This is a genomic window from Qipengyuania nanhaisediminis, from assembly GCF_045862805.1.
GTDB classification, from domain to species: Bacteria; Pseudomonadota; Alphaproteobacteria; order Sphingomonadales; family Sphingomonadaceae; genus Erythrobacter; species Erythrobacter nanhaisediminis_A.
This window is the reverse complement of sequence record NZ_AP025760.1, coordinates 707,559-723,067: the sequence shown is the minus strand read 5'-3', so window position 1 is coordinate 723,067 and position 15,509 is coordinate 707,559. Positions and strand designations below refer to the sequence as shown.

Here is a 15,509-nt window from a genome sequence, read left to right as displayed (position 1 = left end):
TGGAGGGGGTGATTCCGGTCGTGGTGAATCTGTTTGAAACCACGGGGCCGCAGAAACAAGGTAGCTCGGCATCAAGCGAAGGGGCGCGCACTCCATTTCAGTCGCTGCCGACAGAGCCAGAGGCGGCAAGCAATTCATGGCAATCACGCAATCGAGCGTCATGTTGGAACATGGTCCTGCAGGATCGCGGGAAGTCTCGCTATCGGCCATCTCGGCACAATCGCTCATCGCCTCCGCCTCAATCTGAGGAAGGCCTGCTGCATTCGCTCCAACCTGGACGAAAAGTCCGAATCCAAAAAGGATTAAGGTCAAGGTACGAATGAACTTCACTAGGTCCAGATAGTCTGGGTCGAGGCGATTGGCAAGTAATGAGTGATGGCGGACGGGGACCAATCAGATCGCCCCGTCCGCATTAACCGCGTGAAATAAATAGTCTTTTGTGACTAGCAGCATCCCGCCGAAGCTGGCTCCGAGCTAGCTTCGGATACCTCGCGCACGAGGTCGCCGGTTTCTTTCTCGGCTGCACTTCTGGCGATGTCGGCCTGCGCAACGATGCCGCAACATTTGCCCTTGTCATCGACCACCGGAAGCCGACGAACCTGATTGTCTTCCATCTTGGTGCAGCATTCGTCGACGCTGGCATCGGCGGTGACAGTAACAGGAGACGATGTCATAACCTCCTCAACGCGTTGGTCGGAAGACTTCCCCTTGGCCACACAGCGGCATGCAATGTCCCTGTCGGTTACTACTCCCACCAACGCACCGGAATCATCGACAACCGGGATTTCTCCGCAATCGTTATCGACCATCAACGAAGCTGCCTCTTGCACGGTGCTCGATGGACTGCAGCATGCAGGGTTCGATGTCATAACGTCTTGGGCTTTCATGACTTGTCTCCTCATTCGTAATCGAACTTACAACGGAGGAAACGAGGCATTCCGAGTGCTGGTTCCACGCCTGTCGGTCAGTTGTGGGGCATGCAAGCCAACCCGTTCTGAGAACCCGGGTCGCCGACTGATCTTGCCGGGCCGATGACCGGGCCCATTTTCGGTCGCATAGCGAACAAGCCGCAGGTAACGCCAATTCGGCCTCTTATCTTCCGAACTCGACACCCTTGCGGTGTTCAGTGCCTTCCTCATCATGGACGTCCATGTGCGCATCCCGCAGTATATCGATGCCGCCGTAAAGCGCGATGCCGGCAACTGCGACACCGACCACGAGATCAGGCCAGTTCGCACCGGTCAGCATCACAACAATGCCGGCGATGATAATACCGCCGTTCGAGATGAAATCATTGAAGCTGAAAGTCGTGGCTGCCCGAAGATTGACGTCTTTCGACTTCATCTTTTGCAGCAATCGCAGCGAAATCAGGTTCACCACCGCAGCCACCGCCGCCATTGCCATCATCATGATCCCACCTGGATCAGACCCCTCCAGAAAGCGCCGGATGGCATCGGCAATGACGCCGCCGGCAAAAATGAGGAGCATAATGCCTGAAAAACGCGCAGCCCCACGCTTCCAGGTCCGTGACCGCGTCAGCGCGAGGAGGCTGAGCCCATAAACGACGGCGTCCGACGAATTGTCGAGGCCGTTAGCAAGCAGAGCGTTGGAATCAGCGAAATAACCAACCACGAAGAAGCCGATGGCAATCGCGACGTTCAGCCAGAGGACGATCCACAAAGTTTGGCGCTTGTCCGCCGAGTCTAGGTTGAGTTCACCTTCGCCACTCATGACGCATTCCTTTCATTAATGTTCTGATTCAAGAACCTGCGTTCCTGATAGTTCCGCTCACGCAATGTCAGCGAGCTCGCGCTGCTCCTCGCGCGTGACGTTGCGTCGCAGCCGCTCCCACCACTTCTCGCGCCAACTTTGCTCGTCATCCGGGTGGTGCAGCACAAGCCGTGCGATCGCGGGCAGAACGAACAGGGTCAGCGCGGTCGCGGTGATCAATCCGCCGATGACGACCGTAGCTAATGGACGCTGCACTTCCGCGCCCGTTCCGGTAGCGATGGCCATAGGCACGAAGCCAAGCGAAGCCACCAGCGCGGTCATCAGTACCGGGCGCAGGCGCGCAAGCGCGCCATCGGCGATAGCTTCGTCGAGCGGCATTCCGTTCTCGAGCCGCTGCCGGATCGCGGTCATCATTACCAGGCCGTTGAGGGTCGCCACACCAGACAGGGCGATGAAACCGACCGCCGCCGAGACCGAGAACGGCAACCCCCGCAGTGCCAGAGCGAACACCCCGCCAGCCAAGGCCATGGGAATGGCACTGAACACGGCAAGCGCCGGAACCCATCCGCCCAAAGCCATGAACAGCAAGAGCAGCACAAGAGCGAAGGCAATCGGGACGACGATGGCGAGCCGTGCCTGCGCTTCCTGCAGGTTCTGATACTGCCCACCCCATTCGATGAAGGATGCCGGCGGCATATCGACGCCGGCCGAAACACCCTCCTGCGCTTCTTCGACGAAGGAGCCGAGATCGCGTTCACGCACATTGGCCGACACGACCACGAGCCGGCGTCCCTGTTCACGCCGGACCTCGGCAAGGCCATCGACCACCTGGAACTCTGCCAGAGTCCGCAGGGGAACCGTGACGCCGTTCTCAAGCACGATCGGGAGCGCGCCAAGCTGGTCGAAATCGTCGCGCGTCGCGTCTTCGAGACGCACCACGACATCGAACCGGCGATCGCCTTCGAACACGAGGCCTGCCGGACGTCCACCGAGCGCGATGGCGACCGATTGGGCCACGTCTTCAACAGTCAGGCCGTAACGCGCGATGGTGGGGCGATCGAAAGCTATGTCGAGGGTCGGAAAGCCCGTCACCTGTTGCACTTTGACGTCTGCCGCGCCTTCGACGCCGCGCAGCACGCCGGCTACATCGCCCGCCGCTTCGGTGAGTGCGGTAAGGTCATCGCCGTAGAGCTTGACCGCCACGTCACCGCGCACCCCAGCGATGAGCTCGTTAAAGCGTAATTCGATTGGCTGGCTGAACTCGTAGAGGTTGCCAATCAAACCGCCCAGCGCAGTTTCCATCTCCTCTACCAGCTCATCCTTCGACAAGTCCGGATCAGGCCATTCTTCGCGCGGTTTCAGCATGACATAGGCGTCTGACGCATTGGGCGGCATGGGATCGCTGGCGACCTCGGCCGTGCCCGTCCGCGAAAACACCAGCTCGACTTGGGGAAACTCTTCAAGCCTGTTCTCGACCCGCCGCTGCATCGCGAGCGAACGTTCGAGCGACGTCGACGGTATTCGCAAGGATTGCACCGCAATGTCGCGTTCGTCGAGCTGCGGAGTAAATTCGCTACCCAGAAACCCGAAGATGACAGCCGCGATCGCAAAGATCCCGACCCCCGTGCCGATAACTGGCCAGGGCCGGGCAATGGCCTTGCGAACCGCTGGGCCATAACGCTCCTTCGACCAGCGAATGGGCTTCGCTTCCTCCTCGGTCAGCTTCTTGTTGAGCAGCACCGCGATCATCGCCGGGACGAAGGTTAACGACAGAACGAAGGCCGAAGCCAACGCGAGCATCATCGTGATCGCCATAGGGGAGAAGGTCTTGCCCTCGACCCCGGTAAAGGTGAGCAGCGGCGCGAAGACGAGGAAAATGATCGCCTGACCGTAGACGGTCGGTTTGATCATCTCCTGTGCTGCCAGACGCGTTTCGGTTAGCCGTTCGCCCAAGGATAGCAAGCGTCCCTCACGCTGTTGCCGCGCGGCGAGCCGAGCAACGCTGTTCTCGACAATGATGACCGCACCATCGACGATCAGGCCGAAGTCGAGCGCGCCCAGGCTCATCAGATTACCCGAGACACCAAGCCGGTTCATCCCCACCGCTGCCATCAGCATCGAAACGGGAATGACCAGTGCGGTGATTATGGCGGCGCGGATATTGCCGAGCAGGAGAAACAACACTGCAATTACCAGCAATGCGCCTTCAAGCAGGTTCTTCTCAACCGTCGAAATCGTCGCATCGACGAGCGAGGACCGGTTGTAGACGATCTCGGCCACAACGCCGTCTGGGAGCGATGAACGGACCTCGTCCAGCCTTTCTGCTGCACCGGCTGCGACGGTGCGGCTGTTCTCGCCTGCTCGCATCAGCACCGTGCCCACCACCGCCTCTTCGCCGTTCAGTGAAGCCGCGCCGGTTCGCAGGTCGCCGCCGATCTCGACATCGGCCACATCGCCGATACGAATGGGCACACCCTCGCGGGTCGCAATGACGGCTTCTTCTATGTCGGCAATGCTGCCCAGCCTCGCATCGACGCGGACGAGCAGCGCTTCATCGGCACGGTCCACGAAGTTGGCACCGGCCGCGAGGTTGGCGGCCTCGAGCGCATCGATCAATGAATCGAACGACAGGCCATAGCCGGTCAAGCGCGCGGGATCGGGCTGAACCAGAAACTGCTTTTCGAACCCACCGATCGAATCCACGCCGGCCACGCCGTCGATAGAGCGCATCAGTGGTGCGACGACCCAATCCTGCACAGTGCGCAGATAGGCCGCCTTCGCCACTTCGCTTTCGAGGCGGTCACCACGTTCGGTGATGAAGCTGCCGTCGGACTGCCAGCCTGTCCGGCCGCCAGTGGTAGCACCCTTGCCACCAGGGTGCTCATATTCGATCGTATACATCAGCACTTCGCCAAGGCCGGTGGAAATCGGACCCATGGTGGGCTCCGCTCCCTCTGGCAGCGAGGCTCCAATGGGTGCGAGCCGCTCGTTTACCTGCTGGCGGGCGAAGTATAGATCGGTGCCTTCCTCGAAGATCGCGGTGACCTGGCTGAAGCCGTTGCGCGAGATCGAACGGGTCATCTCCAGCCCCTCAATCCCGGCAAGACCGGTCTCGATCGGAAAGGTCACCTGCGTCTCGACCTGCGACGGCGAAAGCGCAGCAGCGCTGGTATTGATCTGGACCTGCGTATTCGTGATGTCCGGCACTGCGTCAATCGGCAGGCGCACTAGATTGAACGCGCCGTAGATTGCTGCGAAAACAGTCAGGACGATGATCGCCCAGCGAAAACGCACGGCAATATCAAGAACCATCCCGATCAGGCCATGGCGGTGGCTACCCTCGTCAGCGGGAGCCGCGGTATGATCAATGGCCATGTTCGGCGCCCTCCTTTTCGAGTTCGGCCTTCAACAGGAAGGCGTTGTCGGTCGCGATCCGCTGCCCCGGTTCAAGACCGGACAAGATCGTCACCATTCCGGCGGACCGGCTGCCTGTCGCTACCTCGCGAGCTTGGAAGCCGCGCTGTGTGCGCACAAACACGACGTCGCGGCCTTCGAGCACCTGCACGGCGTCCTCGGGAACCGCGATACGGCTCTGGTCCAATTCGCCCGACGGCCGGATGCGCGCCTGCAGGAAAGCGCCAGGTTGGAGACCCGGTATCGCCCGCGTCAGACTGAGTACGGCAGTGGCACTGCGACTTTCGGGATCGAGTGACGGCGTGACCGAACGCACGCGCGCACCGATCTCGCGGCCATCGCCGACGATCACGGCGGCCTCGTCGCCCGGCTGGATGCGCAACGCATCTTCCGAAGGCAACGCCACCTCTATCTGCAGCCCGTTCGGATTGATCACGCGGTAGAGTTCTTCACCAGCATCGACGAAGGAGCCAAGCACGATCGGAGCAGCGGTAACGCGGCCCGATAGCGGACTGGTGACAGCGAGCGAACGCCCATCGCCGCTGACACCCGCTGCAGCCACAGCGGCCTGAGCGCGGTTCAGTTCGGAGCGGGCAACGTCGAGATTTGCGCGCGCTGCTTCAAGGTCCTGCCTTGCCGTTACATTGGCTTCGAACAAGCGCCGCTCGCGGTCATAGGCAGCTGAAAGCTCAGTTGCGCGGGCGCGGGCAACGCTAAGCTGTGAAGCGAGCGCAGCTGCATCGGCGCTTTCGATCCGAGCGACGGTCTCGCCTTGGCGGACATAGTCGCCAAGCGTCTTGCCAACACTACGGACCACGCCCGAAGCCCGCGCATCGATCCGCGCGCTGGCCGTCGGGCTTGCCGCAACCGTTGCAGGAAATACCAGTTCGACAGTAGCCCCGGTCTGCACCGCGGCGACCTTGATTTCGGCTGCGCGAATTTGATCGTCATCGATCAGGACGAAGCCCTCAGGCAGTTCCGTTTCGGCGACCTTGTCTTCTGTACGAGGGTCAGCTTGATTATCAGGCCACAGCAACATCAACAGCGCTGCAGCGAGAATGATGATACCGGCGATGATCGCCAGTCTTCTCCGGTTCATTGGAATGTTCCTCATTGTGCGGCCAACCTGATGAGCTCGGCGGCAGCCTGTCCCCGGTCTTCTTGAGCGGTGATCAGCGCCTCGCGAATGGCATCACGCGCTTCGGCTGCGCTCAGCACCTCGATCAGCGGGAATCGGCCGTTGCGGTAACCGATGCGGACGAGCCGCAGCGCCTCCTCGGCCTGAGGAAGCGATGTCGTGGAAAGTGTTTCAACGCGCGCTTCGGCGGCAAGATATTGTGATCGTGCGCGCGTAACCGTCAGCTCAAAATCGGCCAGCGCGACAACCTCGCGTGCGTTGGCAGCGCGTAGCCTTGCTTCGGCCGCAGCGATGTTGCCCTGATTGCGGTTCCAGAAGGGAAGCGGAATGGATACGCCGACAAGAAAGGCGCTGTCGTTGCTTTCCTCGAAGCGTCGAACACCGGCGGAAACGACCGGATCCGGAATGCGCAGGCTGCGCTCGTAGTCGATCTCGGCCGCTGCTGTCGCGCTTTGGCCGCGGGCAACCTGCAATGGCAAGCTGGTCGCCGACGCAAGCACTGCGGCCGGAGGCTCGATGTTGGGAAACGCACCGGGGACGAGCGGCGGTGTGTCTTGCTCGCCCCATAGCGAGGCAAGCGCCGTGCGGGCTGCCAGGCTGTTCGCCTCCGCTGCCTGAAGTTCGGCACGCGCTTCTGCTAACGTGGCCTCTGCCCGTAGTGCGCGCAGCGGTGGCTCGCGCCCCACCTCGACCAGCACGCCAGCTATGCGGGCCAGTTCCTCGTTTCGCTCGACGACATCGCGAGCAAGTCCAACCCGCGACGCTGCCGCCGCCGCTGCAACGTAGCGCTCACGAACAAGGAAGCCGAGTTCCGCACCGGCCAGGTCAGCCCGCAGATTTGCAAGCTGCGCCTGTGCCTCGGCTGCTGCGACGCGTGCGCCGCGCTTTCCGCCAAGTTCGATCCTCTGCCCGACTGCCAAGGTATATTCGGTAGCGCTTAGCCCGGAGAAGGCGCCGCTACCTGCGATGTTCTCCACCTCTAGCGAGACCTCGGGATTAGGCCGCAACCGGGCCTGGCCGACTAGTGCTTGTGCCGCTTCGGATTCCGCGCGCGGTCCGACAATACGCGGATTGGATGAGCTGGAAGTTGCGCTGTCGGCAACCCCTGTGAGATCGAGCGCTTCTTCAAGCGACACGATAGGCGCTTCCTGCGCGATGGCAGGCTGCACGAGCATGGCGAAGGCTAACCCTGCAAAGAGGGCGCTCCGCCTTAATATGGCGAACATGTTGGGTGAATTCCTCTGCTAACGTCAAAGCGGCATCGGAGCGGGTCCGATGCGCGAAGTACGTCAGGCTCGAGGAGGTGGCGTATCCAGTTCGATAACGCCTGAATCGAGCGCAGCGTGGCGCTTGCCGGAGTTCAATGCGGCGACCGAAGGCAATGAAACGCCTTCTGCCGATCGCCCCACCGTCTGCGACACGTGGTGACAATGACCATGTGCGCAGGTGCCGTGTTTCTCAGGCGCGTTGCCCTCTTCACCCGGTTCGCCATGCTGCTCTATTAGCGAAGCGACTTCCGGCTCGTCCGCGCATTCAGCCGCTTCCGCGACCGGAGCCCAAAGGACACCAATCGCGGTGAACAGCGTGATAAGCTGCAGCATGAAGGATCGGGCGAAGAGCCGGGTCATCGGCGAGCGGTTAGCAGCCGGGTTCGGATTGCAAAAGAGATAATTTTAAGAATAGCATGTGATTTCATAACATTATCCGAGATACGCTGCTTTCACTTTGGGGCTCCAAACGACCCATTGTAATGAATTCGCTCGTAAATACTTCTTCCTGTTCAACTGTCGTTGTGTCGAATGCAGAATTGTCCGCAAATCGCTTGGAATTTCCATCCGGGCGAATGCGCTGACATCGGAGCGCCGGCTATTTCCGACAGGCAAGCCGCCGGTGAGATTCCCCAAAGGTGCGAGAGCCAGACGAACAATCTGACCGATTACCTCCCTCCAGTCGCGCTGCCGGTAAGCGAGTGCCAGCATACGCCAATGCGAGTAGCAATGGGCTTTCAGCCAGTTCTGCGCGACAATGTGCGCGCGCTCGAGATGATGCCAAGACTGATCGATCTGGGCTTGATCTTCTGCCGCTCGCGCAGCTTGATATTCGCGAGCGAGAAATGCTGCGATCGCCGGAGGTGTGCGGTCAATCATGCGCCAGTTCCTGACGCGCCTGTTTGAATACTTCGCTGCTCCCCCAAATCGCGAGGCTCGCCATAATCCCGGCGACGAGCAGATCGGGCCAAGCCTGACCGGTGCCGAACACGCCCAGTGCGGCGGCCAGAACGGCGATATTGCCGATCGCGTCATTGCGCGAGCAGATCCAGACGGAGCGCATGTTCGCATCGCCTTCGCGATAGCGGAACAGCAGCAGCGCAACCGCTGCATTCACCAGCAGCGCCAGCGTTCCGATCAAACCCATCGTCTGCGGTTCGGGACTAGAGCCAACGGCGAGACCATAGACCGCATAACCAATGATCCAAAGACCGAAGGCAAACATCGTCGCCGCTTTGAATAGTGCAGCCCGCGCCCGCCAGGAAAGCGCCATGCCAGCAACACCGAGACTGATCGCATAGTTGGCTGCATCGCCGAAAAAGTCGAGCGCATCGGCTTGAAGCGCGCGGGAGTCGGCCGCGATACCAGCGACAATCTCGACCACGAACATGGCAGCGTTCGCTATCAGGGCGATCCACAGGATCATCCTCCAGCGCGGATTGTTGTTTGCGCTCTGGTCGGTTTCTGGGGTCTGGCAGCAGGAATTTGCCATGCCGCTCTCCTTGCAACGTTCGAGTCGCAATGACATATGCACCTTGTAGTAACTACAAGGTCAAGTGATGCGTATCGGCGAACTGGCGAAAGCAACCGGCACCAAGGCGGAAACCATACGCTACTATGAGCGGGAAGGGATCCTGCCTGCGGCGGACCGAACAGACAGCAACTATCGTGACTATTCTGATGAACATCTCGCAACGTTGATATTCGTGCGACGCGCCCGGGCGCTAGGGTTCACGATGGCCCAAGTGCGTGAACTGCTCGCCCTGTCTGACCACGAAGACAAACCATGCCGCGATGTGGACCAGCTCGTCCAGCGCCAATTGGGCGAGGTCACGCGCAAGATCGCCGATCTGACGTCATTGCAAAACGAACTCCAGCACATGCTGCGATCATGCCAGGCAGACCGCATTGGTGAATGTCGGATCGTCGAAAGTTTGGCGCGGCCATTGCGGTGATGGAGACCTCGTCAGGGTCAGCTTACTCCACGTACGAAAGAAACTTAGTATATCAGCAATTGGGGCATTGCTGTCGTTCAGGGCCTGAATGCGGAATAGCCACGCACGCATCTGCATCGGGAAAACTCCTCCATCCAGCATCGCTGTCTGAGGTTGGGAAGAGAAGGGAAAAGCCCTTCGGCCGACTTCGTGACACGAGGTGAATTTATGGAAGAGTTGAACAAGCAGCCGGCTGGGTCCGGCAACGATAACGCGCGTCTTAGGGACCAAAAAATACTCCGCCCGGTCCGCGACCGGGATGACTGGCCCCGCACGGCACCGGAAGGAGAAGCCGTCCGCCGGATTGCAGTCATTGACTGCGAGACGACTGGTCTAGCGGTCGATCGGCACCAGATAATCGAACTGTGCATGGCGATCGTGCAGGTGAACGATGCTGGCCGCATCGTCGCGGTAGAGTCCGTCAGGAGTGGACTGGTAGACCCGGGCCATCCACTTACGGCCGAAATCACCGAACTGACCGGCCTCACCGATGAGGATCTGGCAGGGCGGTCGATCGACGACGATCAGGTCGCCGATATATTGGCATCTTGTGATGGTGCCGTGGCCTTCAATGCTGGTTTTGACAGGCCGCACCTTGAGAAGCTGATCAGACGGCACGTGCCTGTCCCGTGGGGGTGCGTCATGATGGATGTGCCTTGGCGCAAGATAGGTTTTGAGCCTGGGCCGCAAGGTTATAATTTGATGCAGGCGGGCTACTACATGCCAAATGCTCACCGTGCGAAGGATGACGTCCTCGCGCTTGTCCAGCTGGCTGACCACGTTTGTGCTGACGGCGAGACGATCATGGCCAAGACGCTGGCAGCGATGGATGCGCCCGCCTGGCGGTTCGAAGCGAAACAGGCACCCTACGGTTATAAGGACGATCTGCGCGAGCAGCGCTATCGCTGGGCTTGGGGGCGACTTCACAATTTGTGGGCCAAGCATGTGCGTCCGGCATCCTACCAGGACGAGCTTGCCTGGTATGTCCGCACCATCGGACAGCAGCCGGCGATTGTCCCCCTGCCTGCAAGCGAACGCTACCGCTTCCACACCACGTGGACACCGGCCTGAACGGTACAGCCCCTTAGAAGGCAGAGAATGCGAGCCTTCCGGCTGAACGGAAAAGGGCTCCGGCCAATAGGCCGCCAATCACACAACAAGGAAATACGAATGATCGATCTCGATATCGGCGGGGCATGCCCCCGCCAGGCGTGGACCTATGCGCTGTCGCAAGCGCTGGGTCTGCCAACCGCCCCCGGTGCCGGAACCGACGCACTGACCGTCGGCACCATGGACTACCCTAGCGAGCCAGCGCTCGAAATGGTCGCACGTGCGGCCATGAAGGCGCGGCAGGATTCGGTGCTGGCGCTTTTCGCGGATGAGCGGACCAGCACCTGCGCGGGCCTAGCGCTGATCTACCGGACGAAAGACGGCGCGCAGGTCATGCAGGTCGAACCATGTCGCCTACGCCGCAGCAGACCGATGGTGCTCGTCACCACCGATCGCCGCCATGCATTCCGCTTGGACAAGCGATGCCTGCTGACATCGTGTGCGGTGCCATCCCGCGCAAAGGTCGAGCGCGGCGTCGAACATGCCTGGGATGAAATCCGCGCTGCCATGCGCACGGTCGAGGTCGACCCTGCGCAGTGGGAAGCCAGCTACTGCACGCTGTTCACCGACGCGCAGGCGTTCGCCGACTTTATGGCCTGAGCGCCTTCACCCCACCACCGCAACCATCTGCAGGCGGCGTCTCCACCCGGAGGCGCCGCCTGCTTCGTTTCGGAAACAGGAATACCCATCATGCTAAATACTACCATGCGTCATCCGCGCGTGCTGTGCTCGCTCGCCATCATCCGCGATCGCAGTGAGTTCAACCCAAGGTCCGCAATTCGTTCAACCGCAATCTTCACGGTCACCCGGTCCAGAAGCACCGGCGCACGCTTTTCAATCGACCATCGCGCGTTCGACCGCAGCGCCGCGCGTGCCGACATTCTATCCGGTTTGGCTACACGAATTCCCTTGGAGGCCACCCTGATCGCACGCGCCTCGCGTACGCCGCAGCACTATCAGCGCCAAAGCTTCACGGCTGCCGGACCGCTACCGCCAGCGGATCTGCAGCTGCTGCAGCGGGAACGTCCAGACCTCGATGTACTGCCGCTAGAATGCGCGAACAGCGCGATCGAGGAGATCGCCGCTGCCTATCGGATCGAGCGCGCCGGTCCCGGTTCCAATATCCTGTCCCGGTCGCGCAAGGCACCAGAGGAAGCCCAGTGCCTGTGGGCCGCCTTCCTGTGGTCGCAGTGCTCCACGCACGAGCGGACTTCGCTCGCCAGTGCGTGGGAAGCGTGGAGAGCCATCGAGCGGGCGCGCCCGCTCACATTCTGAAGAAGCGTGAAGATGCCAACAGCAATTGAAAGGAAAAGCAAAATGGCAAAGACGTATCTCGCGCTCGACGCGGAATTTTACTGGGACAAAGAACTGTATAAGACCCATCAGGCTATGGATCCGAAATCCAACCGCCACGCAGTCGCGGTGAAGCGGGTCATGGCCGCAGCGGTGTTCCAGTTCACTGTAGACGACGAAGGCCGTGTCAGCACCGGCGAGATCGGCAGCTGGAGCGAGCGGGACTGGCTCAACGAAGAAGGCGTAGTCGGCAAGGTCTTCGACTACCTGCGTGCGCACGATGACAAGCCTATCGTCACCTACGGCGGCCTTGCGACCGACGTTCCGATCCTCCTTCTGGCGGGGATCGCACACGGGATGCGCCTACCGCCGCAGCTCATTGACCAGCCTGGACGAAAAGGCCCGCGCCCACATCTTGACCTCGGTTTGATGATGAAGGGCGGGGGGCGGACGTGGACCCATCTCAGCCAGCTATTGCTGCGTATGGGCGTTCCATTCGAACTCGTGGCAGCAAAGTCGAGCGTCCCGCGCCCCGCTAGCGCTGCAGCGTGGCAGAATCTGCGCGATCACGTCGAACTGGACTGCCTCTTGCTCGCCATCGCGAAAATCGGTTGGCTGGTCGCGCAGGGCACGGACGCGTTGCGTCTGGAACCAGCCATCATCACGCTCGTCGAAGGCTTTTTGCGACGCCGGCCAGACCACATGCTAACTGATGATTTACGCGCCTACGTTGGTGAATTACACGAGGTCATCGCTGAAAATTACGACACTGCGGCCTGACCCGCATTACCTTATGCGCCGGACTGGAGAAATTCGGACATCTCCGGCCCGGCGTATGGTGAAAAAACACTTGGCGGCAGACATTCCGGTGCCAACGGCAATCAATCTTTAACTTTCAAAGAACTATACAGCAGGCAATCGCGAACACAGCGTGCTGGGATAGTACCCAAGCCGGTGGCCTAATTTTGTGTCGCTCCAACCCTAGGAACCCGCATTCGCAGGATGTGCGTTCGAATGGCGTTCGAGATCACAAAATGACAATATCGATATCGCAATCCACATCCGTGGTCTCGCTCGCCCCGCGAGGAAACCATGGCAAATGCAATCGCCGTTAACGGCTCCGCTTCAAGAAATTCTAACACCGCATGTCCGAATGCTGACCGGTTAGGGCATACATCATCGAACATACCGGCAGATCGGCTGACATCGGCCCAGGTCCGGGCAGCGTTAGAAACGATCAACATCGCACCCGGTTCGCGCCTTGCACGCTATGCTAGATATCGCGCATTCACCGCCTGAATCGACGCCGATGACTTGCTGCAAGAAGCGATCCTCCGGGCAATGACTTCGCGCAGCTGTCCTGCGCATATCGCAGTAGACCATTTCCTGATGGGAGTGATGCGCTCCATCGCTAGCAAAGTGATCGAAAAGCGCGAGAGGGCTGAAGATGCTTTGCTCCAATACGGCGGGGCTAGCCCTAACGCGCCGCTACCTCCCGATGCAGCCCTCGCCTTTGCTGAGCGCGCGGATATCTGCCGGCGCTCCATTGAGAAAATCGCAGAGGAATCGCCTACAACCCAGGCGGTCGTTGACGGGATCGCTCATGGCTTGTGCGGAAAAGCGCTCGCTGCTTTCGCCAACGTGGACCAGTCCGATCTGGCTACGGTCCGAAGGACGATCAAACGCAGGGTCGCGAGTATTTGGACCAAACTTGCTGAACTAGACGACGCTGCTTGAGGCTACCGAGATTTTGGCTGTGATGAGGAGGGCGGCCTGTGGGCCGAAAGCGGGCAGACTGGTTTGTGCGGGAGGACTGCTGAAGAGGATGATGGTTAGACCGTAGAAACTTCGATTTTCGTTGCTAATCGGACTACAGCTCCACCGCTAAGGGGGAGGGTATCAAGGTGAGCGTAGCTGACGACATCAAAAAGAATTCTGCCGATACATTCGGCACCAAGTGGACCGTTCGAGACGGCCAAGTGGTTCCGGACGCGAGCGATCTCAAGCTGACAAATGACGCCGTGAGCTTTGATAAGGCAACCGTTCTCTATGCGGATCTCGACCAGTCCACGGATCTTGTTGAGACGAAAAAATGGCAGTTCTCAGGTGAAGTTTACAAAACCTTCCTATACGCCGCTTCCCGGCTGATCCGAAATCATCGCGGAAAGATTGTGTCTTATGACGGTGACCGGGTCATGGGTATTTTTGTTTCCAAGAGTCAGCGCAACGACGCGGTCTCCTGCGCCTTGAAAATCAACTATGCCGTCAAAAACTATGTCCAGGCCGAGAAAGAGAAACACTGGACCGGCGACTACAAGATTCGCCACGTGATCGGCATCGACACATCGGAGATACGTGCTGCGAGGACAGGTGTTCGCGGTGACAACGACTTGGTGTGGATTGGTCCAGCTGCGAACCTCGCCGCTAAGCTGACATCCTTGAGCGCTGACAAGGCGACGTGGATCACAAAGAGGGTATATGACGGTCTCAATGACCCTCAGAAGCTAGATTCCCAAGAAAAAAACATCTGGCGCCAGTGGGAATGGAACGAGCACAAAGACGAGGAGATCTACTCTTCGACTTACTGGAGGAAGTTCACTTGAGCGAATTGATCAAGCGGTTTCAGGGTGACGCGGGACGCGGCAATCTGATTGACGCAATGCTGCAGCAACACATTGTAAGCGGCAATCGCGAAATTGCCGAGGAACTCGCCGACAGGGCCGAGCTGCTCGAGGTTGCTGAGGGCAAAGCGATCATAAGTCAGGGTGGGGACGATAACGATCTCTATCTGATTATGGCGGGCATCTTCGGCGTCGTCATCAATGGTCGTGAGCAGGCCACTCGTGGCAGGGGTGACCATGTCGGCGAGATGGTCGTGGTTGAACCCTCGCAGCGACGATCGGCCGATGTCGTAGCGAAAGAAGGCGCGCTGGTGGCAAAGCTCAGCTACGCAGACATATGCGACATCGCATCGAGACATTCTGATATCTACCGGGTCATAGCCAAGACCCTAGCCCGCCGCCTGCTGGAGCGGAACAAGCAAGTGGGGCAGCACCGCGAGAAGGTTCGGGTCTTCATCATCTGCTCGGTGGAAGCTCTGGCGGTGGCGCGGATAATCGAAAATGCCTTCGCACATGACGATTTCGTGGTCCGCCTCTGGACGAACGATGTCTTCAAAGTAGCAAGCTACGCTCTGGATTCGCTGGAGACCGAGGTCGACGATTCTGATTTCGCAATCGCCATCGCCCACACAGACGATGTCACCTTGGTTCGCGATCAGGAATGGCCCGCACCTCGTGATAACGTCATTTTCGAGCTGGGGCTCTTCATGGGGCGCCTGGGCCGCAAGCGGGCCATCCTGATGGAGCCGCGCGAGGAGAAGGTGAAGCTACCAAGCGATCTGACCGGTATAACTACCATTCCCTACAGCTACGAGCCAGGGAAGGATACCGCGGCGATCATGGCGCCAGCTTGCAACATGCTGCGCGACCACATCGCAGATCTTGGGCCGTTCAACGGCTGAGAGCTCGTCCGCCTATTGGTAATCCACAGGATGCGCGC

Annotated in this window: 16 protein-coding genes; 8 read left to right on the top strand and 8 right to left on the bottom strand. The window is 59.8% G+C overall.

What is annotated here, in order from left to right:
* Positions 1–443 precede the first annotated feature (443 nt).
* The 8 genes from ACKTSM_RS03555 to ACKTSM_RS03520 form a co-directional block, all read right to left on the bottom strand.
* Positions 444–887, bottom strand: coding sequence for a CBS domain-containing protein (locus ACKTSM_RS03555; protein ID WP_002649862.1), 444 nt, complete (start codon positions 885–887; stop codon positions 444–446).
* A 205-nt stretch (positions 888–1,092) separates the two neighbouring features.
* Positions 1,093–1,731, bottom strand: coding sequence for a cation diffusion facilitator family transporter (locus ACKTSM_RS03550; protein ID WP_407875762.1), 639 nt, complete (start codon positions 1,729–1,731; stop codon positions 1,093–1,095).
* Between the two features lie 57 nt (positions 1,732–1,788).
* Positions 1,789–5,052 (bottom strand): efflux RND transporter permease subunit, encoded by a 3,264-nt coding sequence (locus ACKTSM_RS03545; RefSeq protein WP_156787462.1) that lies wholly within the window; start codon positions 5,050–5,052, stop codon positions 1,789–1,791.
* Between the two features lie 43 nt (positions 5,053–5,095).
* On the bottom strand, positions 5,096–6,244 hold the full coding sequence (locus ACKTSM_RS03540) for an efflux RND transporter periplasmic adaptor subunit (protein ID WP_006834125.1): 1,149 nt from the start codon (positions 6,242–6,244) through the stop codon (positions 5,096–5,098).
* Between the two features lie 11 nt (positions 6,245–6,255).
* Entirely contained in the window at positions 6,256–7,509 is a 1,254-nt protein-coding gene (locus tag ACKTSM_RS03535) for a TolC family protein (protein ID WP_407875761.1), read from the bottom strand.
* 63 nt (positions 7,510–7,572) lie between these two features.
* The gene (locus ACKTSM_RS03530; RefSeq protein ID WP_407875760.1) at positions 7,573–7,911 is read right to left on the bottom strand and encodes a hypothetical protein; all 339 of its coding nucleotides are present in this window, start codon (positions 7,909–7,911) and stop codon (positions 7,573–7,575) included.
* A gap of 72 nt (positions 7,912–7,983) precedes the next feature.
* A complete protein-coding gene (locus tag ACKTSM_RS03525; protein ID WP_407875759.1) occupies positions 7,984–8,430 on the bottom strand; it encodes a DUF3703 domain-containing protein in 447 nt (148 codons plus the stop codon).
* The gene (locus ACKTSM_RS03520; RefSeq protein WP_407875758.1) at positions 8,423–9,043 is read right to left on the bottom strand and encodes a cation transporter; all 621 of its coding nucleotides are present in this window, start codon (positions 9,041–9,043) and stop codon (positions 8,423–8,425) included. The genes ACKTSM_RS03525 and ACKTSM_RS03520 overlap by 8 nt, the downstream gene beginning before the upstream one ends.
* Before the next feature lie 67 nt (positions 9,044–9,110).
* Here ACKTSM_RS03520 and ACKTSM_RS03515 point away from each other — a divergent pair, with 67 nt between their 5' ends.
* From ACKTSM_RS03515 to ACKTSM_RS03480, 8 genes are all read left to right on the top strand, one after another.
* The gene (locus ACKTSM_RS03515) at positions 9,111–9,506 is read left to right on the top strand and encodes a MerR family transcriptional regulator (RefSeq protein WP_407875757.1); all 396 of its coding nucleotides are present in this window, start codon (positions 9,111–9,113) and stop codon (positions 9,504–9,506) included.
* A 207-nt stretch (positions 9,507–9,713) separates the two neighbouring features.
* Positions 9,714–10,616 carry an exonuclease domain-containing protein gene (locus tag ACKTSM_RS03510; protein ID WP_407875756.1) on the top strand — a complete coding sequence of 301 codons (903 nt, stop codon included), beginning with the start codon at positions 9,714–9,716 and terminating at the stop codon, positions 10,614–10,616.
* A 99-nt stretch (positions 10,617–10,715) separates the two neighbouring features.
* Positions 10,716–11,255 (top strand): hypothetical protein, encoded by a 540-nt coding sequence (locus tag ACKTSM_RS03505; RefSeq protein ID WP_407875755.1) that lies wholly within the window; start codon positions 10,716–10,718, stop codon positions 11,253–11,255.
* Positions 11,256–11,345: 90 nt separating this feature from the next.
* Positions 11,346–11,930 carry a hypothetical protein gene (locus tag ACKTSM_RS03500; protein ID WP_407875754.1) on the top strand — a complete coding sequence of 195 codons (585 nt, stop codon included), beginning with the start codon at positions 11,346–11,348 and terminating at the stop codon, positions 11,928–11,930.
* Positions 11,931–11,972: 42 nt separating this feature from the next.
* Positions 11,973–12,728: a hypothetical protein gene (locus ACKTSM_RS03495; RefSeq protein WP_407875753.1), complete on the top strand. Its 756-nt coding sequence runs from the start codon at positions 11,973–11,975 to the stop codon at positions 12,726–12,728.
* Between the two features lie 561 nt (positions 12,729–13,289).
* Positions 13,290–13,685, top strand: a complete 396-nt coding sequence (locus tag ACKTSM_RS03490) for a hypothetical protein (RefSeq protein WP_407875752.1) — start codon at positions 13,290–13,292, stop codon at positions 13,683–13,685.
* A gap of 167 nt (positions 13,686–13,852) precedes the next feature.
* Positions 13,853–14,551 (top strand): adenylate/guanylate cyclase domain-containing protein, encoded by a 699-nt coding sequence (locus ACKTSM_RS03485; protein WP_407875751.1) that lies wholly within the window; start codon positions 13,853–13,855, stop codon positions 14,549–14,551.
* Complete coding sequence (locus ACKTSM_RS03480) at positions 14,548–15,471, top strand: TIR domain-containing protein (RefSeq protein ID WP_407875750.1); 924 nt, start codon at positions 14,548–14,550, stop codon at positions 15,469–15,471. The genes ACKTSM_RS03485 and ACKTSM_RS03480 overlap by 4 nt, the downstream gene beginning before the upstream one ends.
* The last annotated feature ends 38 nt before the right edge of the window (positions 15,472–15,509 follow it).

Excerpts from the sequence above, each read along its gene's own strand:
- ACKTSM_RS03555 (WP_002649862.1), bottom strand. The coding sequence starts at position 887 with ATGAAAGCCCAAGACGTTATGACATCGAACCCTGCATGCTGCAGTCCA.
- ACKTSM_RS03550 (WP_407875762.1), bottom strand. The coding sequence starts at position 1,731 with ATGAGTGGCGAAGGTGAACTCAACCTAGACTCGGCGGACAAGCGCCAA.
- ACKTSM_RS03540 (WP_006834125.1), bottom strand. The coding sequence starts at position 6,244 with ATGAACCGGAGAAGACTGGCGATCATCGCCGGTATCATCATTCTCGCT.
- ACKTSM_RS03535 (WP_407875761.1), bottom strand. The coding sequence starts at position 7,509 with ATGTTCGCCATATTAAGGCGGAGCGCCCTCTTTGCAGGGTTAGCCTTC.
- ACKTSM_RS03530 (WP_407875760.1), bottom strand. The coding sequence starts at position 7,911 with ATGACCCGGCTCTTCGCCCGATCCTTCATGCTGCAGCTTATCACGCTG.
- ACKTSM_RS03525 (WP_407875759.1), bottom strand. The coding sequence starts at position 8,430 with ATGATTGACCGCACACCTCCGGCGATCGCAGCATTTCTCGCTCGCGAA.
- ACKTSM_RS03520 (WP_407875758.1), bottom strand. The coding sequence starts at position 9,043 with ATGGCAAATTCCTGCTGCCAGACCCCAGAAACCGACCAGAGCGCAAAC.
- ACKTSM_RS03515 (WP_407875757.1), top strand. The coding sequence starts at position 9,111 with ATGCGTATCGGCGAACTGGCGAAAGCAACCGGCACCAAGGCGGAAACC.
- ACKTSM_RS03510 (WP_407875756.1), top strand. The coding sequence starts at position 9,714 with ATGGAAGAGTTGAACAAGCAGCCGGCTGGGTCCGGCAACGATAACGCG.
- ACKTSM_RS03505 (WP_407875755.1), top strand. The coding sequence starts at position 10,716 with ATGATCGATCTCGATATCGGCGGGGCATGCCCCCGCCAGGCGTGGACC.
- ACKTSM_RS03500 (WP_407875754.1), top strand. The coding sequence starts at position 11,346 with ATGCTAAATACTACCATGCGTCATCCGCGCGTGCTGTGCTCGCTCGCC.
- ACKTSM_RS03495 (WP_407875753.1), top strand. The coding sequence starts at position 11,973 with ATGGCAAAGACGTATCTCGCGCTCGACGCGGAATTTTACTGGGACAAA.
- ACKTSM_RS03490 (WP_407875752.1), top strand. The coding sequence starts at position 13,290 with ATGACTTCGCGCAGCTGTCCTGCGCATATCGCAGTAGACCATTTCCTG.